This window comes from Tardiphaga sp. 42S5, from assembly GCF_034044155.1.
Classification (GTDB): domain Bacteria; phylum Pseudomonadota; class Alphaproteobacteria; order Rhizobiales; family Xanthobacteraceae; genus Tardiphaga; species Tardiphaga robiniae.
Window position 1 is genome coordinate 783,577 of sequence record NZ_CP139027.1, and the last position, 21,499, is coordinate 805,075.

Below are 21,499 nucleotides of genomic sequence, written 5' to 3' on the forward strand. Positions count from 1 at the left end.
CTCGTTTCGGCCGATCTCATGGGGCGATCGGCTGCCTTGAAAGTACTGGCGTTTCCTGATGGCACTCACCGCTCCTCCTTCCGCGGCGCAAGGCGCTGGCAGCCGGACCTCGGCTGGGCCCGATGGCGAGCGTTCGCCGTTTGCGCGACTGACGGAATTGCTGGCGCCATATCAGCCCGGCCAACCGCTGATCACACTGTCATTGGGCGAACCGCAGCACCCGGTGCCGGATTTCGTCGGACCGGTTCTCGCCAAGCATACCGCCGATTTCGGCCGCTATCCGATCGCCAAGGGCATTGAGCCGTTCCGACGCGCGGCCGCCGTATGGATGGGTACGCGCTTCAATCTCCCGCGCGCCCTCAATCCTGAAACCGAAGTGCTGGTGCTGAACGGCAGCCGTGAAGGCCTGTTCTTCGCCGCGATCACGGCCGCGCGCTTTGTCGGTCCACGCAAAGGCACGCCGGCGATCCTGCTGCCAAATCCGTTCTATCCCGCCTATGGCGCCGGTGCGCGCGCCGCGAGTTGCGAGCCGATCTTCATGCCGACCACAGTGGCTAACGGCTTCCTCCCCGATCTCGATGCGCTCGATGAGGCGACGCTGGCACGCACGGTGGCGATGTACGTCGCGTCGCCGGCCAATCCACAAGGCGCCGTCGCGACGCCCGCTTATTTCAAGAAGTTACACGACCTCGCACTGCGCTACGGTTTCATCGTGCTGTCCGACGAATGCTATTCGGAAATCTATACGCAGGCCGCGCCCAGTAGCATGCTGGCGTCAGCCGGACCTGACTATGCCAATGTCGTCGCGTTTCAGTCGCTATCAAAGCGCTCGAACCTGCCTGGCATGCGCGTCGGCTTCGTCGCCGGCGATAAGAAGTTCCTGAGCGCGTTTCACGAATTGCGCAATGTGGCCGCGCCGCAGGTACCGGTACCGCTGCAGCATGTCGCAGTTGCCGCCTATAGCGACGAAGCACATGTGGAAGAGAATCGCAGACTCTACCGCTTGAAATTCGATCTTGCGGATCAGATCCTCGGCAATCGTTACGGCTACAAGCGACCGGCCGGCGGCTTCTGTCTGTGGCTCGATGTCTCCGCATATGGCGGCGACGAAGAGGCAACCGTGAGACTCTATCGTGATGGCGGCGTGCGTGTGGTGCCCGGAAGTTATCTGGCGCGCCCGCAGGCCGACGGCAGCAATCCCGGCGCCGGCTATATTCGTTTGGCCATGGTGCAGGACAGTGAAACGACAGCCGAGGCTTTGCATCGGCTGGTGAAGATTTTGAATTGAAGATCCTGGATTAATGCAGGGCGCATGAGCACTCCGGTATGAGCACCACGATCGAACGCGTCATTCCTCTCGTCGGCCATCTGCCCGCGTCAATTCGCGAGATGCTGGGACGACGGCTGCGCGAACTGGCAGGCTTTGGCCTGGTCTGCGCCGCAGGTGTCGCGGCGGCGGCGATGATGACATGGTCCGTGCAGGACCCGAGCCTGAGCCATGCTACCTCGCGTGCGATCCGCAATGTCGCCGGTTATCCCGGCGCGATCGGTGCCGATCTGTTGATGCAGATCCTCGGCCTTGGCGCGATCATGATGATTCTCACCATCGCCGTCTGGGGCTGGCGGATGATGACGCACCGGCATTTCGATCGCGAAGCACTGCGCATCGGTTGCTGGGTCCTTTGCACCATCATCGCATCAGGCTTCGCCAGCTGCTGGCAGCATGGCGGATCCTGGCCCCTGCCGACCGGCGTCGGTGGCGTGGTCGGCGACGCGCTGTTTCGCGCGCCCGCGGTAGTCTTCGGTCCCGTCGGCTTCATCTATCGCTTCGTTCTCGGCTTTATTCTCAGCGCGGCGATGATCGTGACCTTCTTCATCGCCTGCGGTTATGGCGCGCAGCCGAAGGAAGAGTTTGCCGAGATCGACATCGAGGAAGACGACGAGCCATTCGAGGAAGATGAGGCTCGCGATCGCGGCTCGATCTCGGTCTCGCTCGGCTGGGCCGCGCATGCCGTGATGAGCGCGAAAGCGCGTCTTGGCCGGTTGCTCTCGCTGGTCTACGGCAAGATGGTTGCGAGCGAGCCGAAAGCGCGCGCGGCCTCCTTCGAGCGTCAGGAACCCAATCTCGGCGGCCGTCGTAACAGCCCGTCAATTGCGCCGCGTGACGAAGACGAGAGCGATCACGACGAAGACGAAGAGCACGACTACGAGGAAGAAGAGGAAGAGGAGCCCGCCCCGAAGGCGCGTAAGAAATCCTCGGCCAAGGAGCCGGTGCGCAAATCCAACGGCAAGTTCGAACTGCCCTCCGTCGGCATGCTCACCGCGCCGAAGGCCGCCGATCGCAAGCCGCTCAGCAAGGTCGAACTCGAAGCCAATTCGCGCGCGCTGGAAGGCGTGCTGCAAGACTTCGGCGTGCGCGGTGAAATCGTCAAAGCCAATCCCGGCCCCGTCGTCACGCTGTACGAACTCGAACCCGCACCCGGCATCAAGTCGTCGCGCGTGATCGGCCTTGCCGACGACATCGCACGCTCCATGAGCGCGCTGTCCGCCCGCGTCGCCGTCGTCCCCGGTCGCAACGCCATCGGCATCGAGCTGCCGAACGCCCATCGCGAAAACGTCTACTTGCGCGAACTGCTGACCGTGCAGGACACCAATGACGGCAGCATCAAGCTGCCGCTCTGCCTCGGCAAGAATATCGGCGGCGAGTCCATCATCATCGATCTTGCGCGCACGCCGCATATGCTGATCGCCGGCACCACCGGCTCGGGCAAGTCGGTCGCTATCAACACCATGATTCTCAGCCTGGTCTACCGGCTGCGGCCGGATCAGTGCCGCCTGATCATGGTCGACCCGAAGATGCTCGAACTCTCCGTCTATGACGGCATCCCGCATCTGCTGACGCCCGTCGTGACCGACCCGAAGAAGGCCGTTGTCGCGCTGAAATGGGCCGTGCGCGAGATGGAAGAGCGCTACAAGCGCATGGCCAAGCTCGGCGTGCGCAATATCGACGGCTACAATGCGCGCCTCGTGGAAGCCAAGGCCAAGGGCGAGGAGCTCTCGCGCACCGTTCACACCGGCTTCGACAAGGAAACCGGCAAGGCGATCTACGAGGAAGAGAAACTCGATCTCGCGCCGCTGCCCTATATCGTCATCATTGTCGACGAAATGGCCGACCTGATGATGGTCGCCGGCAAGGACATCGAAGGCCTGGTGCAGCGCCTCGCGCAGATGGCACGTGCCGCCGGTCTCCACGTCGTCCTCGCGACGCAGCGTCCGTCGGTGGACGTCATCACCGGCACGATCAAGGCCAACTTCCCGACGCGCATTTCCTTCCAGGTCACGTCGAAGATCGACAGCCGCACCATCCTGGGCGAGATGGGCGCCGAGCAACTGCTCGGCCGCGGCGACATGCTCTATATGGCTGGCGGCGGCCGCATCTCGCGCGTACACGGTCCTTTCGTGTCGGACGAGGAAGTCGAGAAGGTGGTGCGCCACCTGAAGACGCAGGGCGAGCCGGAATATCTCGAGGCGGTCACCGCCGAAGAACCGGAAGAGGGCGAGGACGGAGCGGTATTCGATTCGACCGGCATGGGCGCCGATGGCGGTGGTGGCGATCTGTTCCAGCAAGCCGTTGCCATCGTGAAGCGCGACCGGAAGGCATCGACCAGCTACATCCAGCGCCGGCTGCAGATCGGTTACAATCGCGCAGCGTCGTTGATAGAGCGCATGGAAAATGAAGGCATCGTCGGTCAGCCCAACCATGCCGGTAAACGCGAGATTCTGATCGAAGAAGAGGAAAGCGGGTTCTGAGAGTTTGACCCTGCCAATGGACAATCCCGCTTTCGAGTCGCGAAATCGCCACAGCTCCGGGTTAGCGCCTGCGCTGGCGGCGCCAGCCGCGGCGGGGGCGCAAGAGACCACCGGCCGGACCGCAAAACCGGTACCCATTCTGACGCAAAGCGCGGTAAAATGCGCCGAACCCGCCGAGCAGGACGACGCCTTGATGAGACGCCCGACCCATCACGCCGCAGACCGGTCTTTCCTGCGCATCGGCGCAGCCGGCCTCGTCGCGACGTTTGTCGCCGCCATTGTGGCGCCCTCGGCCTATGCCCAGTCAATCCCCTTGCCGCGACCTGCACCGCAGGCGCGCAGCAATGGCAGTTTCCAGATGTCGGCCTCCGAGCCCCAGACCGTTCGGCCGCCAGTTGCAATCGCACCCAAGACATCGACGACGACATCCACGCCGCCGAATCCGATCATTCCGGATCCGCGCCGCAACGTTCCGGCCAGCATTTTCATGAGCTTCGACGCCAATCAAAAGGCGCAGGCGAGCAAGGTCAGCAGCTATCTGTCATCGCTCAGCAATCTGAGCGGTAACTTTGTTCAGGTGGGCCCGGACGGCAGCCGCACCACCGGTGATTTCTTCATCCAGAAGCCCGGCAAGGTCCGTTTCGAGTATGATGCGCCGACGACCATCGCCATGGTGTCCGACGGCCAGTCGCTCGCCGTCCGCGATTCCAAGCTGGCAACCCAGGACATCTACCCGCTGTCACAGACACCGTTGCGCTATCTGCTGTCCGATCGCATCGATCTGATGAAGGACACCAATGTGGTCGCCGTCAGCGCTGACGACCTCTATACGTCGGTGACCATTGAGGAAAAGAACGCGCTGGTCGGCACCTCGCGCCTGATGCTGATGGTCGGCACCAAGGATGGACAGCTCAAGCAGTGGACCGTCACCGACCCGCAGGGCTATGACACCACGGTGGCGATCTACAATCTCGATACCGCGAAAAAGCCCGACCCGGGGCTGTTCAAGATCGACTTCACCAAGTATCCCACCAGCGGCGCGAATTAGTTTTCGCTGCAGGTGATGCCCTCATGATGAGCAGGCGCGCTTGCGCCGTCTCACCATCGGATTTCCATGCGTTTTTCCCTGACCACCTGGAATATCAATTCGGTGCGATTGCGCATCGACCTTGTCGCCAAGTTTCTCGAAGAGATGCAGCCGGATGTGCTGTGTCTGCAGGAAACCAAGTGCCCGGACGATGCCTTTCCGCTCAAGCGCTTCAAACAGCTCGGCTATGACCATGTCGTGCTGAACGGGCAGAAGGGCTATCACGGCGTCGCCATCGTCTCGAAACTTCCATTCGAGAGCAGCGACATCCGCGTGTTCTGCAATAATCTGGACTCACGCCACATCTCGGTATCGTTCGGCGAAAAGGCCGGCATGGCCGTGCCGCTGATCGTGCATGATTTCTATGTGCCTGCCGGCGGCGACGTACCGGATCCGGACGTGAATGCGAAGTTCGCGCACAAGCTCTCATTCCTCGACGAGATGAAGACCTGCGAGCCGCTGCATCCGCGCGGCGATGCGCGTCACATCCTGGTCGGCGATCTCAATGTGGCACCGCATGAGAATGACGTGTGGTCGCACAAGCAGATGCTGAAAATCGTGTCGCATACGCCGATCGAGTGCGAAAAGCTGCTCGCCGTGCAAAGCGAGGGCAACTGGATCGACGTCGCGCGCGAACGCATTCCACTGTCGGAAAAGATCTACACGTGGTGGAGCTACCGCGCCGCCGACTGGGCGGCGTCGAATCGGGGCCGCCGTCTCGATCACATCTGGGTGTCGTCCGCGCTGAAAGATTCGATCCGCGACTTCACCGTGACCGGCGATGCACGCGGATGGGAACGGCCATCGGACCACGTACCGGTCACGACGGCGCTGGAGCTTTGATATCAGTTACTGGCTGAGCTTGGCGCCGATCAGCGTCACGTCGCTGGCGAGCTGGCTGACGCGAGTCGCCATGTCGTCGCGCAGACGGCGCGCGGCCGCAGGATCGCTGTCAAGCACGCGCTGAAACAGGCTGCGTGTGATCCGGATTGTGCTGGAATATTCTGTGGCGACCGCCGTCGAGGGCCGCTGCATCGCCACCAGCAGCGCAAGTTCGCCCATCAATGTGCCGGGGCCTGCGATCACTTCATGATCGCTGTCACCGTCCAGGCTGATGCGGAATGCGCCAGTCTGGACGACGTAGCCGCAGTCGGCATCGTCGCCCTGCCGGAACAACACAGAGCCCCGTGCAAATTCCTGCTGTTCGGAGCCGATCGCGATCACGCGCAAAGCGGCGATACCCAACAGGCGCAATGTTGGGACGCGCTCAAGCAGGGCTACATCATCATCGATCGACATGCAGAACCGTGTGATCGGGACGCGCGAAGGAGGATACCGAACAGCTAATGGCGAATCGGCTCCCGAATCGTATCACGGCACCAACTTGTAGCCACCGGCTTCCGTCACCAGAATTTCAGGATTGGCGGCGTCCTTCTCGATCTTCTGACGCAACCGATAGATATGCGTTTCCAGCGTGTGCGTGGTGACGCCGGAATTGTAGCCCCAGACTTCCTGCAGCAACGTCTCGCGAGACACCGGCAACTGGCCGGCGCGATACAGGAAGCGCAGGATCGCGGTTTCCTTCTCGGTCAGGCGGACCTTCTTGGCATTGGCGCCGGTGAGCATTTTGGAGCCAGGCCGGAAACTATAGGGACCGACGGTGAAAACGGCGTCTTCGCTGGCTTCGTGCTGACGGAGTTGCGCGCGAATACGCGCCAGCAGCACGGCGAAGCGGAACGGCTTGGCGACATAATCATTGGCGCCGGATTCGAGACCGAGAATAGTGTCGGAATCGGTGTCGTGGCCGGTCAGCATGATGATCGGCGCCTTGAAGCCACCCTTGCGCAGGCTGCGCACGACTTCGCGGCCGTCCGTGTCGGGCAGGCCGACATCCATCAGCACCAGATCGGGAGAATTGGCCTTGGCTGCAGTAGCGCCCTTAGCGCCGGTGTCGACTGCGGAGGCCTCGAACTCTTCGTGCAGCGACAGCTGCTCGACCAGCGCCTCGCGCAAATCAGTATCGTCATCCACGATCAGGATCTTGCGGGCATTGGGCATTGCGACAATCCTTTGAACGGCTGCGGCGGAGCGTTGTTCGCCGCGCTGAAACAGTGGGCCAGAAATCGTGACAGGCTTCGCCGTTACCGCATATTCTAGCGCAAAATCAGCGACATTCCCGGCGAATGTACTGCTGCAGCGCGAAATAGAACATTTGCGGTAAATAGCAAGGCGGAGTTCGCCATTCGGATGGGAAGTCTCGTTATTTCAGACACTTATCGAACAAGCTTGCGTGATCGACCGCTAACTATGGTTCACGTTCGCGCGTCAGCCGGAGACAGACTCCGTGGATGGCTGACGACCGACCACACAACCATACCCGTCGCGCTCGGCCGCGGCGGAATCAAGGCGAACAAACGCGAAGGCGATGGCGGAACGCCGCGTGGGACGTTTCGCCCCATCCGGCTGTGGTGGCGGGCCGACCGTAATCCACGTCCGCGTAGCTTTTTGCCGATCCGTCCCATCACGCCGATGGATGGCTGGTGCGAAGACCCATCCGACCGGCACTACAATCGACCGGTCCGGCTCGATCGTGGAAATGACGGCGACCGACTGGCCCGCGAGGATCATCTCTACGATTTCATCATCGAGATCGACCAGAACACCCGACCACGGATCGCAGGGCGAGGCAGTGCAGTGTTCCTGCATCTGGCCCGCCCGAAATTCGCGCCGACCGCGGGCTGTGTGGCCATGACCAAGCCAGCCATGCTGCAGCTGCTGGCCCGGATCGGACCGAAGACGAAGATCGTTATCGGCTAGGCCGATGGCCTAGCGACGTCCGAAAATCGCCGAGCCGACGCGCACATGAGTTGCGCCGAACTGGATGGCGATGGCGAAGTCGGCGCTCATTCCCATGGATAATTGCGTGAGCCCGTTGCGTGCAGCGATCTTCGCTGTCAGCGCGAAATGCGGTGCCGGCGCATCGTTAACCGGCGGAATGCACATCAGTCCGGAAATCGTCAGCCCATAGGTATCGCGGCAACGCGCCAGGAAATCATCAGCCTCGCCCGGCGCGATACCGGCCTTTTGCGGCTCCTCACCAGTGTTGAGCTGTACGAAGAGCTGCGGCGTCCGCTGCTGCGCCTTCATCTCCTTGCTTAACGCTTCGCAAATGCTCGGTCGATCGACCGAGTGAATCGCATCGAACAAGGCGACCGCTTCCTTAGCCTTGTTGGACTGCAAAGGCCCTATCAAATGCAACGCAATCGCGGGTTGAGTGGCGATCAGCGCCGGCCATTTGGATTTTGCCTCCTGGACGCGATTTTCGCCGAACACACGCTGACCGGACTGGATCACGGGCGCAATTGCGTCAGCCTCGAACGTCTTCGACACCGCGATCAACGTCACAGAACTGCGGTCCCGCCGCGCTTCGTTACATGCGCGGAAGATATCGTACTCGACCGAAGCGAGTCCGTCGGTTGGTAAAGAAGACGTTACGCCCGACGACTCTTGCACGGATTTATTTTCAACCAAGGCGCGAACTTTCTTGAGATCCATTGCAGTTTAACGAATCCGGGAAAGGCTTTTTGAAGGCTTTGGAGTACCTATGTCCGCGGGGCTTAGGGATCGAAGATGTCACGCATCGGTATTAACCGCAATAAAGCGAGGCTTAGGGGAGCTCTCGGTATTCGCGCTCGACTGGTCCTGTTGGCCCTCATTCTGGTCGGGCCATTGATGGCGGAGCGAATTCGCTCACTCGATGCGACGCGTACCCACCAGATCGCGACGGCCGCGCGTGATTTCGCTGGTGTCGCCCAGCACAGCGCCGATGCACAGCGCGAAGTTTTCGCCTCGATCGAGGCCGTGCTGAAATCATCCGCCTACATCTATACGTCGGCCGCTCAGGTGAATCGGAGCTGCGCCATTATGCGGGCGAGCCTCCGCGGCGATATGCCGTGGCTGCGCAGCCTGACGGTGGCCGGTGCGGACGGTATTGCCAGGTGCTCGACCTGGCCTGAAGTCATCGAGCAGAGATTCGATTTCAGTGATCGCCCCTATTTCAAGAAGGCCGTTGAGACAGGCGAATTCGTGGTCAGCGACTACCTCTTCAGTCGTCTCACGAATCAACCGACTGTCATGGCCGCCTATCTCGCGCCCGGACTGACGAAGGACGACGATGCCGTGGTACTGGCGGCGGTGAATCTCGACTGGATGTCGAAGATCATGGGCAATCTCGGCGACCGGCCCGGTGTCACGACACTGCTGGTCGATCATGCCGGCACCGTGCTTGCAGCGCCGCCGACAAACGCCAGCGCGATCGGTCGGCCGATGGAAGACCTTGCTCTATTGCCGATGATCGAAGCGCATCTGCGCAATACGGATAAGCAGACCGGTTCGCTGTCATTCAGCGCCAGTGACGGTTCACAGCGCACCGTATCATTCGCGACAATCCCCGGTACCGGCGCGCAATTGATCGTCAGCATCGACGAGGCCCGAGTCTCGGCGGTTGCCGATCGCGAAATCCGCACCGCCTATTTGCAGCTCGCTTTCGTTTGCCTGTTCGTTCTGCTTGGTGCGCTGGTGGTTGCGGAGCGACTGATCATCAAGCCGATCCAGATGATGGAGACCATGGCGCAGCGCTTCGGTCGCGGCGACTGGTCGGCCCGCGTAGCGCGGAACAAGCTACCGGCCGAGTTCGTGCCGCTGGCACGCGCATTTTACGGCATGGCGGCGCAGTTGCGCGGTCGCGAACGCGAATTGCGCGCCAGTAACGAGCAGCTCACGGTGCTTGCCTCCATCGACATGCTGTCTGGCTTGGCCAATCGGCGCGGCTTCCAGAGCCGCCTCGATTTCGAATGGCTGAAGGCCCAGCAATCCGGCGACCATCTGACGCTGCTGATGATCGACGTCGATCACTTCAAACTCTTCAACGACACCTATGGCCATCCCGAAGGCGATGCTTGCCTGGCACGCGTCGGCGAAGCTCTCTCCAGCCTGGCCGATCGCTGCTCGGGCTTTGCCGGACGCTATGGCGGCGAGGAATTCTGCTTGCTGCTGCCGGGCACCGAGGTCGCCCGCGGCATCCAGATCGGCGAAATGGTCCGCGCGGCAATCTGGAACCTGGCTGTCTCCCATGCCACCAGCGCACATCAGCGGGTCACGGTCAGTGTCGGCGTCGCCTCGACGATGCCAGCTACGCTGGAGACGGCGAACGATTTGATCGAGGCAGCGGATGCCTCGCTCTACGCCGCCAAACGGCGTGGCCGCAACACCGTGGTCGAGCACGGCTTCGTCCGGGCATATGGCACCGCCGTGTCGCTAGCCGGGTGAAACGGCGGGGACCAGCCCTGGCCCCGTTTCTTGTCTTAAACCATTGACCTAAAGCGGCCTTTTATGGCCTAGTCCCCCGCCTCAAGCGCGAATTCAGCCCGAGCAAGCACCGGTTTGCGACCTCGTTCGCGCGTCCATGATCTGAGAAGCGCTCGAACCGGCCGGCGGATTTCAAAAGCACAATGAGCAACGAACGTTACAACGCCCGCGAGACCGAACCGCGCTGGCAGCGCGTCTGGGACGACAAGGCAATCTTCGCCACCAAGAACGACGACCCGCGCGAGAAGTATTACGTGCTCGAGATGTTCCCGTATCCGTCGGGGCGCATCCATATGGGCCATGTCCGCAACTACACCATGGGCGACGTGGTTGCGCGCTTCCAGCGCGCGCAGGGCAAGAACGTGCTGCATCCGATGGGTTGGGATGCGTTCGGCCTGCCCGCCGAGAACGCCGCGATCGAGCGCAAGGTCGCTCCGAAGGCGTGGACCTATGAGAACATCGCATCGATGAAGAAGCAGCTGCAGACCATGGGTCTGTCGCTGGACTGGTCGCGCGAATTCGCAACTTGCGATCCCACCTACTACAAGCATCAGCAGAAGATGTTTCTCGACTTCATGCGCGCCGGCCTCGCCGAGCGCAAGAAGTCCAAGGTGAATTGGGATCCGGTCGATCACACTGTGCTGGCCAATGAGCAGGTGATCGACGGCCGCGGCTGGCGCTCAGGGGCACTGGTCGAGCAGCGCGAGCTGACCCAGTGGTTCTTCAAGATCAGTAAATATTCCGACGAGCTGCTGTCTGCGCTGGATACGCTGGATCGCTGGCCCGACAAGGTGCGCCTGATGCAGCGCAACTGGATCGGCAAGTCGGAAGGTCTGCATTTCCAGTTCGGACTGATCGGCGCACCCGCGGGATTCGACAAACTGCCGGTGTTCACGACACGCCCGGACACCATGTATGGCCCGACTTTCGCTGCGATCTCGCCGGATCATCCGCTGGCGAAAGCGCTGGCAGAAAAAGACCCCAACGTTGTCGCCTTCATCGAGGAATGCCATCGCATGGGCACCTCGCAGGCCGAGATCGACACAGCCGAGAAGCTCGGCTTTGACACCGGCATCAAGGTCACGCATCCCGCCGACGCGTCATGGACACTGCCACTCTATATCGCAAACTTCGTGCTGATGGATTACGGCACCGGCGCCATCATCGGTTGCCCGGCACACGATCAGCGCGACCTGGATTTTGCGCGCAAGTACGATCTGCCGGTGCTCGACGTGTTCGTGCCCCTCGGTAGCGATGAGCGCGTTGGTAACATCGCTTTCGCTCCGGCGAAAAGTGAGACTGTGCAGTATGTCCGTTGGGTGGGTGAACCCGGCGTGATGACCTGCGAAGAAGCGATGAAGAAGTCGCTCGAGATTTTCGAGAAAGACGGCTGGGGCAAGCGCGAGATCAATTTCCGCCTGCGCGACTGGGGCATCTCACGTCAGCGCTATTGGGGCTGCCCGATCCCGATCATCCACTGCCCGAGCTGCGATATCGTGCCGGTGCCGGACAAGGATCTGCCGGTCGTGCTGCCGGAGGACGTTTCCTTCGACAAGCCGGGCAATGCGCTCGATCATCATCCGACGTGGAAGCATGTGAAGTGCCCGAACTGCGGCGCGGATGCGCGGCGCGAAACCGATACCATGGACACCTTCGTGGATTCGTCCTGGTACTTCACGCGCTTCACGGATCCATGGAACACGTCGGCACCCACGACGACCGCCGTTGCCAATCGAATGATGCCTGTCGATCAGTATATCGGCGGCGTCGAGCACGCGATCCTGCATCTGCTGTACAGCCGCTTCTTCACCCGCGCCATGAAGGCCACCGGCCACGTCAATTTCGACGAGCCGTTTGCCGGCATGTTCACGCAAGGCATGGTGGTGCACGAGACCTACAAGAAACAGGACGGCACCTTCGCCTCACCGGCCGAGATCAACATCGAGATCGGCGGTAACGGCCAACGCGCTACGCTGATCGCCACTGGCGAAGACATCACCATCGGCCCGATCGAAAAGATGTCGAAGTCGAAGCGCAACACAGTCGACCCCGACGACATCATGGGCACCTACGGCGCCGATACCGCCCGTTGGTTCATGCTGTCAGATTCGCCGCCGGACCGCGACGTCATCTGGAGCGAAGAAGGCGTTAAAGGCGCCTCGCGCTTCGTGCAGCGTCTGTGGCGGCAGATCAACGAATCAGCGGCGCACGGCAAATCGGCGTCGGCAGCCCGGCCGGCTGAGTTCGGCCCCGATGCCTTAGCGATCCGCAAGGCGGCCCATGGCGCGCTCAGCAAGGTCTCGACCGAGATCGAAAAGCTGCATTTCAATGTCTGCCTCGCCCATATCCGCGAATTTTCTAATGTGCTGGGCGAAGCTTTAGCGCGTTCGGGAACCCCGACCCCGGATGTCTGCTGGGCGCTCCACGAGGCCTCGGTCATCCTTGTTCAACTGTTTGCGCCGATGATGCCGCATCTGGCCGAGGAATGCTGGGGTGTGCTGGGGCAACCGGGCATGATTTCGGAAGCCCGTTGGCCGCAAATCGAGCCCAATCTGCTGGTTGAAGACACCATGACCCTGCCGGTACAGGTCAATGGTAAGAAACGTGGAGAAGTCACAGTGGCCCGGGAAGCGACGACCCCGGAAATTGAGGCTGCCGCTCTGGCACTCGATGCTGTAAAACAGGCGCTGGACGGCAAGCCCGTCAAGAAGGTCATCGTTGTCGCCCAGAGGATCGTGAATGTTGTCGGCTAAATCCCGTATTGCCGCCCGGCTCATGGTCGTCGCCACCCTGGCGGCGCTGACGGCCGGCTGCTTCCAGCCGATGTATGCCGAGCGTGGCGACGGCAAACCCGGCCTGCGCGAGAAGCTGCAGGGCGTCGAAGTTCCGCCATTGGAATATCCCAATGCATCGCCGCAGGCCCGCGTCGGCGTGAATATCCGCAATGCGCTGATGTTCAAGATGTATGGCAGTGCCACCGGCCTGCCGCCGACCTATCAGCTGAAGATCCGTTTCAACCCAAGCCGGACCTCGCTGATCGTCGACCCGAATACCGCGCTGCCGACCAGCGAAAATTACGGCATCGACGCGACCTACGGCCTGATCGAGATCGCCACCGGAAAGCAGGTCCTGACCGGCAGCACCTTCTCCCGCGTCACCTATGACATCCCCGGCCAGTTGCAGCGCTTCGCCCGAGCCCGCGCCTATCGGGACGCCGAAGACCGTGCGGCCGGTGAGATCGCCGACAACATCAATACCCGTCTGGCGTCGTTCTTCTACGCCGGCACCTAAGCCGTCGCGTGGTCGCGCTTCGGGGAAAAGACATCGACACGTTTCTGGCGCGGCCGGATGCCGGCCGGCCGATCATTCTTCTCTACGGAGCTGACGCTGGACTCGTCCGCGAGCGCGCCGACGCGCTGATGAAATCCGCGGTCGACGATCCCAATGATCCATTTTCGCTGGTTCGCATGGACGGCGATGATTTGGCCGCCGAGCCATCGCGTCTCGTAGAAGAAGCCATGACGGTGCCGCTGTTCGGCGGTCGTCGCGCGATCCGTGTGCGCGCAGGCTCGAAGAATTTTTCCAGCGGCGTCGACACGCTCGCTGACTCCGATATCAAGGATTGCCGCATCGTCATCGAGGCTGGTGAGCTTCGGCCGGAATCGCCATTGCGGAAAGTCTGCGAGAAGGCCAGGACCGCGGTGGCCATCGCCTGTTACCCCGACACCGAGCGCGATCTCGCAAAGCTTATCGATGAAGAGCTCCGCGTCTCCAATCTCCGCATGGCGCCGGATGCACGCGCCACACTAATGTCGCTGCTCGGCGGCGATCGGCAGGCATCGCGTAACGAGCTCCGCAAGCTCATGCTCTATGCGCATGGTACCGGCGAAGTCACGCTCGACGACGTGATGGCCGTCGTCGCCGACGCGTCCGAGCTGAAGATCGATCCAATTGTCGACGGCGCCTTTGCCGGGAATCCCGCCGCGGTGGAAGTCGAGTTCAACAAGGCGATGATCGCCGGAACTTATCCGGGCATGATCATGATGGCCGCGCAGCGCCAGGCCGCATTGCTGCACAAAGCCAGCCTGCTGGTGGAGGCTGGTAGTTCGGCATCAGCAGCCGTGGAAAGCGGATTTCCGCGGCTGCATTTTTCCCGCAAGGGAACGGTGGAAGCAGCGCTGCGAAATTTCTCCGCACAGCGGTTGGTCAACATCATCGACCAGCTCGCCGTTGCCGCCCTCGATGTCCGCAAGCAAAACGCCCTCGGCGCGGTGATCGCACAGAGGGCGTTGATGTCGATTGCCGTGAATGCAAGGCGGCGCGGTTAGCTCTCCGAATCCAGCCGCTTCAGAATTTCGTCGAGCTGATCGAGATCACGATACTTGATGATCACGGTGCCGCCGGGATCGCGGTGATCCACCGACACCTTCAGCCCGAGCACGTCGCTGACCCGCTTTTCCAGCGCGATCGTGTCGGCATCCTTCGCCGCCTTGGGAGAAGACGTGCGCGGCTTCTGCGGCGCGCGCTCCGGCACGCCCTCTTCATGCGCGAGTGCTTCGGTCTGACGAACGTTCAGTCCCTCGGCGATGATCCGTTTCGCGGCGCTCGATGCGTCCGGCAGGTTGATCAGCGCGCGGGCGTGACCGTTGGAGAGCTGTCCCGATGCAATCAGGTCCTGCACGTCATCCGGCAGCTTGGTAAGGCGCATCATGTTGGCGACATGGCTGCGGCTCTTGCCGACGATTTTCGCGATCTCGTCCTGGCTATGCTTGTAAGTCTCGGCGAGCGCGTGATAGCCCTGCGCCTCTTCCATCGCATTGAGATCTTCGCGCTGGACGTTCTCGATGATCGCGATTTCCATCGCGGCCGAATCCGTCACGTCGAGCGGCACGATCGGCACTTCATGCAGACCGGCGATCTGCGACGCGCGCCAGCGGCGTTCGCCGGCGATGATCTCGAAGCGATCGTTGCTACCCTTCACCGGCCGCACCACGATCGGCTGGATCACGCCATGCTGCTTGATCGAGGCCGCGAGTTCGGCGAGCTCAGCATCGGCAAAAGCCCGACGCGGGTTGCGCGGATTGGCCTTGAGAAATTCAATAGGCACCTTGCGCTGGTTGCGCGAAGGACGCTCGACATGTGCGGCCTCGCCGCCGACATCGCCGATCAGACTTGCAAGACCGCGGCCCAGCCGCGAACGCGCTTCATCAGCCATCGCCAATCCCTTCGAACTCATCGCGCCACTCCGTACTCAAACTTGAAATTCGGTTACAGGCTGGGCAAAGGCGCACTTGCGCCGCGCCTGCCATTATCGTTTGCGATCCGCTGTGGTGGGCACGCTGTGCTTTGCCCACCCTACTTGCTCAGTGAGCGGTGCGCAGGTCGCGCTCGCGCTGGATCACTTCGGTCGCGAGCCGCAGATAGGCTTCAGAGCCCGAGCACTTCAGGTCATAGACCAGCACCGGCTTGCCGTAGGACGGCGCTTCCGAAATGCGGACGTTGCGCGGAATCATGGTCTCGTAGACCTTGCTGCCCATGAATTCGCGTACGTCGGCAACGACCTGGTTTGACAGGTTGTTGCGCGAGTCGAACATGGTCAGCACGATGCCATGGATCGACAGGTTCGGATTCAGCGTCGAGCGTACCTGCTCCACGGTCTGCAACAATTGAGACAAACCTTCGAGCGCGAAGAACTCACACTGCAGCGGAACGAGAATCGCATCCGACGCGGCCATGGCATTAACGGTGAGAAGGTTGAGCGATGGCGGGCAATCGATCAGCACGTAAGTATAGTCGGAGCCTGGCGAGACATTGTTGTTCAATTCGCCGATCGCATCGCGCAGCCGGAAGGCGCGGTCGCGGGCCGAACCGAGTTCGAGCTCGAGACCCGACAGATCCATGGTCGATGCGGCAATGTGCAGACGCGGCACCGCGGTGACGACGACGGCATCGCGCAGCGGCGCTTCGCCGATCAACACGTCGTAGGTTGAGCAATTGCGATTGCGGCGATCGATGCCGAGTCCGGTGGACGCATTACCCTGCGGATCGAGATCGACGATCAACACGCGCTCGCCGATCGCGGCGAGTGCGGTGCCGAGATTAATCGCGGTGGTGGTCTTGCCAACGCCGCCCTTCTGATTCGCCAGCGCCAGGATGCGCGGATGGCCAAGCACCGTATTTGACATATGCTCTTGATATTGCTGATCAATTACGGTCATTGGTGTGGCCATTTTGGTTTGCGGACGGGGTCAGTCGCTCGATCCGGTCGAGTTCGACGATCCAGCCTTGTCCGCCGGTCAGGCTGGCATGCAGGCGCGGGCTTATATTCCAATATCTAGTAGCTTCGGTCAATTCCGATTCTACATCTTGACCCTTAAGAAATAAGGCTTTTGTGCCCGGCTTCATCAGGGGCTCGGCGAAACCGATAACGATATGTAACGACGCAACGGCACGCGCGGTGATGCAATCGACATGCTCGGGAAATCTATCCACATTATCCCCGATGTCAGCCAGATGAATCGTGCCGGGGGCTTGCGTCACACGTAACGCTTCGCGCAGGAACGCCGCCTTCTTGGCGTTTCGCTCGACGAGATGAACATGTCCGCCAGCGACATCACCCATGGCACAGGCCAGAACCACACCGGGGAAACCTCCGCCGCTGCCGAAGTCGAGCCAGGTCATGGCTGAAGGCGCGAGGTTCAGGAGCTGCAGCGAATCCGAGATATGGCGCGTCCAGAGATTTGGAAGCGTGGCCGGCGAAATCAGATTTGTCTTGGCCTGCCACTGCAGCAACAGATCGACATAGCGATCGAGCCTGTCTTCCGTTTCACGTGAAACAGGTGTCAGTCGCAAGGCCGCAGCTTTATCGGCATCGAGCCGGGGTGCGGGCGCCGCTTGTTGGGATCGTTGAGCCATTGGATTGTCTGTAAAGCTGTTGGGACCCATCCATACTCTGAGTCTATTTTTCCGGCTATCGAATTGCGGAGCGGCAGCGGCAAATCGGGACGAAAAGCACGCGATGACCGAGCGACCGACCTATCAGGAGGCTCTGCGGCGAACTAATCTGCTCAGGATCCTGGCGCCGTTCGATCCGCATGTGGTCGGCACACTTCCGCTTGGCGTGGCCAGACCCGGCAACGACGACATCGATATCGTCTGTTGCGCCACGGATAGATCTTCCGTAGCCACCCTGCTCTGGGGGCATTTTCGCGATGCCGATGACTTCGCGCTCTATCAATGGTCGGCCAGAGGCCGACCTGTCGTCGCCAAGCTCAGCACCTCTGATGACCAGCTGAATGCAGTCCTGGGGGCGCAAGGGTTTGCAGTCTAGAGGATTCAGGACAGTTGAGTTGACCAGGATCAATGTGGGCGGGACGAGTCCGAGCTCCAATGGATCATCATTGGAGGCAGATGACCATGAGTGTGATCGTACGGCTTTTCCTGATGCTGGCAGCACCCATAACTGCGCTATTCGTCTCGCGTGACGCACTCAATTTCGACGTGGTCCAGACAATCGTCGCCGTGATTCTCTTTACAGTGGCCGTAGCAGCCGTTGCCTTCTGGCCCCGCCGGCCAGTGAAGCCATCTTCAACGGAGCCGCGCTGATTTCGGCTTCCTGTTTCACGTGAAACAACCAACTAGGCCAAAGCAGCCTTCGGCTTCCGTGCTTCGCGGCGGAGATAGGCCGCGAGAATGGTCAATGCGGCCGGAGTCATACCATCCAGACGTCCCGCCTGCCCCACCGTGTGCGGAAGCGCGGCCTTGAGCTTGGCCCGGGCCTCATTGGACAGTCCGGGGACCGCATCATAGTCGACATCCACCAGCGAGAGACCCTCGTCACGGCGAAAAGCTTCCACATCCGCGGTCTGACGTTTCAGATAGACATCATATTTGGCGTCGATCTCGATATGAATGCCGATCGCCGGGTCAATGGCCGATAATTCAGGCCAGATCCGGGTCACGGTGGCCCATTCGGTCTCCGGATAGGACAGGAGATCGAAGGCAGAGCGACGCTGACCATCGTGATTGAGCACCAGACCATGCTTCGCCGCCCCGTTAGGAGTGATCGAAAGCGCCTGTGTGAGCGTCTTACCGACGGTGAGGGCTTCCATCTTGGCGCCATGCCGGACCGAACGAGCGCTGCCGACACATCCCAGGCTGATACCCTTGTCGGTCAGGCGCTGATCGGCATTGTCGGCACGCAGCGTGAGACGATATTCGGCCCGCGAAGTGAACATCCGATAGGGCTCGGTAATCCCGCGGGTGACCAGATCGTCGATCATCACGCCGAGATAACCGTCAGCCCGGTCGAACACGGTCAACTGGCTCCCACTCGCGGCCAGGGCCGCATTCAAACCGGCGACGAGACCCTGGGCGGCCGCTTCTTCGTATCCAGTGGTGCCATTGATCTGCCCGGCCAAAAACAGGCCGGGGACGCGCTTGGTCTGCAGCGTCGGATCGAGTTCGCGGGGATCTACGTGGTCATATTCGATCGCATAACCCGGGCGGACCATTCGAACCCGCTCGAGACCCGGGATCGAGGCCAGGATCGCAGCCTGAACCTCCTCGGGCAGTGAGGTAGAGATGCCGTTGGGATAGACCGTGGATTCATCAAGACCTTCCGGCTCCAGGAAGATCTGGTGGCCATCACGATCGCCAAAACGGACGATCTTGTCCTCGATGGACGGGCAGTAACGAGGCCCCGAACTCTTGATCTGGCCGGAATACATCGGCGAACGATGCACATTGGCGCGGATCACCTCATGGGTGGCCGGTGTGGTGCGGGTAATGCCGCACTGGATCTGCGGATTGGTGATCCGCTCGGTCATGACGGAGAACGGCTCCGGCGGATCGTCGGCGGACTGCATCTCTACCCCGGCCCAGTCGATGGTGGTCCCATCGAGCCGCGGTGGCGTGCCGGTCTTGAGCCGTCCGAGGGTAAAACCGACGCGCTCGAACGCCTTGGACAGGCCGAGTGCGGGAGCTTCATCGATCCGGCCAGCGGGCCAGTTCTTCTCGCCGAGATGGATCAACCCGCGCAGAAAGGTCCCAGTGGTGATGACCACCGATCCGGCGGAGAGTTCGCGGCCGTCGGCCAGACGGATGCCGGTGACTCGACCATTGGCCGTAAGCAGATCGTCGGCTTCGCCCTCGATTACGCTCAGATTCTCGGTCCCCACGATCGCCGCCTGCATCGCTGCAGCGTAAAGCTTGCGGTCCGCCTGGGTGCGCGGGCCACGAACGGCCGGACCCTTCTTGCGGTTGAGCATGCGGAACTGGATGCCGCCGGCATCGGCCACGCGTCCCATCAATCCGTCCAGCGCATCGACTTCGCGAACCAGATGACCCTTGCCCAGACCACCGATGGCGGGGTTGCAGGACATCGCGCCAATAGTCGCGAACTGGTGCGTGACCAGTGCCGTCTGCGCGCCCATGCGCGCAGCACCAGCCGCGGCCTCGCAGCCGGCATGGCCTCCCCCGATTACGATGACGTCAAACTTGTCCTGCATGGCCGCAGCTTCTAGCGCGGGTGCCGCCGGGATTGAAGAGAAATCCACAGGCACTGTTTCACGTGAAACAACAGTGTCTTTGGAAGAATGGAGGCCGGACCGTTTCACGTGAAACACATTCTTCTTCGGCCATCATCGCGAGGGGCATATCGCAACGAAGCAGTCTTGTCTTTTGCAAGTCAGCTACCCGGCCTTCTGGATTGCTTCGCTCCGCTCGCAATGATGGCTGAAATCTCTATACTTTTACCGAGAGTTCCACGCCCGATTTGATTCAATATTCATTTCATTAAATAATGAACAAAGAAATATTACTTACCTATACAAAAATCCCGGAAGATGCTATCGAGGATATCTTCCACATCGACACGGCCAAGCAACCGCCCCAATTGCTGCGCCGCAGCACGCATATCCTCGGCAACGAATTCTTCGCCTTGCTTAGCCGATGCTGCAGCATGCTGCAGCAAATCCGATGTGTTGCGCAGCAAAAGACGCTGCCGCTCCCGGGTAATCAGCCCGGCCTCACCGCTCCCGAAGTACCGACCGGCGAAATCGACCAGCAGGGCTAACAATTGTGCGAGGCCATCGCCGCGCTCTGCAGAGATCGCGATCAACAAGTCTGGCCCGGCCGACGCACCCTGGATCAGATCGACCTTGTTCCGGACCACCCAGACCGGCGTTTCAGATTCCGCCAACCATTGCCCCGGATTGGACGCCTCCGCGCCGGAGTCGACCAGCCACAGCACCAGATCCGCTTCGGCCGCCCGAGCCCGCGCCCGGCGCACGCCCTCCTCTTCCACCGGATCCGCTGTCTCGCGGATGCCGGCGGTGTCGATGATCGTCACCGGATAACCGTCGAGGTCCAGCTGCACCTCGATAACGTCCCGGGTGGTGCCGGCATGCGGTGAAACAATTGCCACGTCGCGCCGGGCGAGCTGATTCATCAGCGTCGATTTGCCGACATTAGGCTGACCCGCGATGGCCACCACCAGACCGTCGCGCAACCGCTCGCTTCGACCCTGCGCCGCCAGCACCTCCTCGATCTCCCGATGCAGCGCCGATGCTTTCGCCAAAGCCGGCGCCAGCAATTCGGCGGATACGTCGCCTTCGTCAGAAAAATCGATGCCGACTTCGACCAGGGCCAGCGCCTCGATGATCTGCTGTCGCCAGTTGCGAGCCTTGTCGCCGAGCAGTCCCTTGAGCTGCCGCAGCGCCTGACGCCGCTGCCGGTCAGTGTCCGCGTGAATCAGATCGTCGAGGCCTTCCGCCTCGGTCAGGTCGAGCTTGCCGTTCTCGAACGCGCGGCGCGTGAATTCGCCGGGCTCCGCCGGCCGTAAGTCGTCGATGGCGCCCAGGGCCTCAAACAAAGAAGCCAATACCGCGCGCCCGCCATGAATATGAAATTCGGCAACGTCCTCGCCGGTCGCGCTCGCTGGCCCCGGAAACCACAGCACCACCGCATCGTCGATCGGGCCGAGCCGGTCATCCGAGAGGAGAACATGGGCGGCCATCCGCGGCGCCGGCAGCTTCCTTGCCAGACGCGTCAGCGCCTCACCTGCCTGAGGACCTGACACGCGGACAATCGCAATCGCCGTCGGCGGGCGGCCGGAGGACAAAGCGTAGATCGTCTGGTCGCGTGGATGCATCGCCTATTTGCCGATGGGGGCGATGCGATGCAATGGGGATTCTGAACCCAGAATCCCGAGATGTTTAAAACAATCCGTGATTC

The 21,499-nt window shown here is 61.4% G+C and carries 19 protein-coding genes; 11 read left to right on the top strand and 8 right to left on the bottom strand.

The window, feature by feature from the left end:
- Positions 1-58: 58 nt before the first annotated feature.
- The 4 genes from SFY93_RS03680 (at position 59) to SFY93_RS03695 (ending at position 5,740) form a co-directional block, all read left to right on the top strand.
- Positions 59-1,288, top strand: coding sequence for an aminotransferase class I/II-fold pyridoxal phosphate-dependent enzyme (locus SFY93_RS03680; RefSeq protein WP_320446093.1), 1,230 nt, complete (start codon positions 59-61; stop codon positions 1,286-1,288).
- Positions 1,289-1,326: 38 nt separating this feature from the next.
- A complete protein-coding gene (locus SFY93_RS03685) occupies positions 1,327-3,810 on the top strand; it encodes a DNA translocase FtsK (RefSeq protein WP_320446094.1) in 2,484 nt (827 codons plus the stop codon).
- Between the two features lie 193 nt (positions 3,811-4,003).
- Positions 4,004-4,858 carry an outer membrane lipoprotein carrier protein LolA gene (locus tag SFY93_RS03690; protein ID WP_320446095.1) on the top strand — a complete coding sequence of 285 codons (855 nt, stop codon included), beginning with the start codon at positions 4,004-4,006 and terminating at the stop codon, positions 4,856-4,858.
- A 66-nt stretch (positions 4,859-4,924) separates the two neighbouring features.
- Positions 4,925-5,740: an exodeoxyribonuclease III gene (locus tag SFY93_RS03695; RefSeq protein WP_320446096.1), complete on the top strand. Its 816-nt coding sequence runs from the start codon at positions 4,925-4,927 to the stop codon at positions 5,738-5,740.
- Positions 5,741-5,746: 6 nt separating this feature from the next.
- Here the strand turns inward: SFY93_RS03695 and SFY93_RS03700 are convergent, their stop codons facing one another.
- Positions 5,747-6,196, bottom strand: coding sequence for a cyclic nucleotide-binding domain-containing protein (locus tag SFY93_RS03700; RefSeq protein WP_320446097.1), 450 nt, complete (start codon positions 6,194-6,196; stop codon positions 5,747-5,749).
- Positions 6,197-6,268: 72 nt separating this feature from the next.
- Complete coding sequence (locus SFY93_RS03705; RefSeq protein ID WP_068730214.1) at positions 6,269-6,955, bottom strand: response regulator transcription factor; 687 nt, start codon at positions 6,953-6,955, stop codon at positions 6,269-6,271.
- Positions 6,956-7,204: 249 nt separating this feature from the next.
- Between SFY93_RS03705 and SFY93_RS03710 the strand changes: the two genes are divergently transcribed.
- Complete coding sequence (locus SFY93_RS03710; RefSeq protein ID WP_414717056.1) at positions 7,205-7,714, top strand: L,D-transpeptidase family protein; 510 nt, start codon at positions 7,205-7,207, stop codon at positions 7,712-7,714.
- A gap of 9 nt (positions 7,715-7,723) precedes the next feature.
- Here the strand turns inward: SFY93_RS03710 and SFY93_RS03715 are convergent, their stop codons facing one another.
- On the bottom strand, positions 7,724-8,452 hold the full coding sequence (locus SFY93_RS03715) for a YggS family pyridoxal phosphate-dependent enzyme (protein ID WP_089263137.1): 729 nt from the start codon (positions 8,450-8,452) through the stop codon (positions 7,724-7,726).
- Positions 8,453-8,527: 75 nt separating this feature from the next.
- Here SFY93_RS03715 and SFY93_RS03720 point away from each other — a divergent pair, with 75 nt between their 5' ends.
- The 4 genes from SFY93_RS03720 (at position 8,528) to holA (ending at position 14,592) form a co-directional block, all read left to right on the top strand.
- A complete protein-coding gene (locus SFY93_RS03720) occupies positions 8,528-10,225 on the top strand; it encodes a diguanylate cyclase domain-containing protein (RefSeq protein WP_320446099.1) in 1,698 nt (565 codons plus the stop codon).
- Positions 10,226-10,407: 182 nt separating this feature from the next.
- The gene (gene leuS / locus SFY93_RS03725; protein WP_320446100.1) at positions 10,408-13,017 is read left to right on the top strand and encodes a leucine--tRNA ligase; all 2,610 of its coding nucleotides are present in this window, start codon (positions 10,408-10,410) and stop codon (positions 13,015-13,017) included.
- A complete protein-coding gene (locus SFY93_RS03730; RefSeq protein ID WP_068730220.1) occupies positions 13,004-13,555 on the top strand; it encodes an LPS assembly lipoprotein LptE in 552 nt (183 codons plus the stop codon). Before leuS ends, SFY93_RS03730 begins: the two co-directional genes overlap by 14 nt.
- A gap of 8 nt (positions 13,556-13,563) precedes the next feature.
- Positions 13,564-14,592, top strand: coding sequence for a DNA polymerase III subunit delta (gene holA, locus SFY93_RS03735; RefSeq protein WP_320446101.1), 1,029 nt, complete (start codon positions 13,564-13,566; stop codon positions 14,590-14,592).
- On the opposite strand, the gene SFY93_RS03740 is transcribed toward holA, so the two are convergent.
- The 3 genes from SFY93_RS03740 to rsmG form a co-directional block, all read right to left on the bottom strand.
- Positions 14,589-15,479, bottom strand: coding sequence for a ParB/RepB/Spo0J family partition protein (locus SFY93_RS03740; protein ID WP_320447686.1), 891 nt, complete (start codon positions 15,477-15,479; stop codon positions 14,589-14,591). The two genes, holA and SFY93_RS03740, sit on opposite strands and share 4 nt — an antisense overlap.
- Positions 15,480-15,627: 148 nt before the next feature.
- Positions 15,628-16,482: a ParA family protein gene (locus SFY93_RS03745; protein WP_320446102.1), complete on the bottom strand. Its 855-nt coding sequence runs from the start codon at positions 16,480-16,482 to the stop codon at positions 15,628-15,630.
- Positions 16,469-17,179 (bottom strand): 16S rRNA (guanine(527)-N(7))-methyltransferase RsmG, encoded by a 711-nt coding sequence (rsmG, locus tag SFY93_RS03750; RefSeq protein ID WP_231081251.1) that lies wholly within the window; start codon positions 17,177-17,179, stop codon positions 16,469-16,471. Before rsmG ends, SFY93_RS03745 begins: the two co-directional genes overlap by 14 nt.
- A gap of 103 nt (positions 17,180-17,282) precedes the next feature.
- Between rsmG and SFY93_RS03755 the strand changes: the two genes are divergently transcribed.
- Together SFY93_RS03755 and SFY93_RS03760 are read left to right on the top strand one after the other, a co-directional pair.
- A complete protein-coding gene (locus SFY93_RS03755; RefSeq protein WP_320446103.1) occupies positions 17,283-17,594 on the top strand; it encodes a DUF4269 domain-containing protein in 312 nt (103 codons plus the stop codon).
- A gap of 86 nt (positions 17,595-17,680) precedes the next feature.
- Positions 17,681-17,869 carry a hypothetical protein gene (locus SFY93_RS03760; protein WP_089263671.1) on the top strand — a complete coding sequence of 63 codons (189 nt, stop codon included), beginning with the start codon at positions 17,681-17,683 and terminating at the stop codon, positions 17,867-17,869.
- 32 nt (positions 17,870-17,901) lie between these two features.
- Here the strand turns inward: SFY93_RS03760 and mnmG are convergent, their stop codons facing one another.
- A complete protein-coding gene (mnmG, locus tag SFY93_RS03765) occupies positions 17,902-19,773 on the bottom strand; it encodes a tRNA uridine-5-carboxymethylaminomethyl(34) synthesis enzyme MnmG (RefSeq protein ID WP_320446104.1) in 1,872 nt (623 codons plus the stop codon).
- A gap of 308 nt (positions 19,774-20,081) precedes the next feature.
- Positions 20,082-21,416: a tRNA uridine-5-carboxymethylaminomethyl(34) synthesis GTPase MnmE gene (gene mnmE / locus SFY93_RS03770; protein ID WP_320446105.1), complete on the bottom strand. Its 1,335-nt coding sequence runs from the start codon at positions 21,414-21,416 to the stop codon at positions 20,082-20,084.
- Between the last annotated feature and the right edge of the window lie 83 nt (positions 21,417-21,499).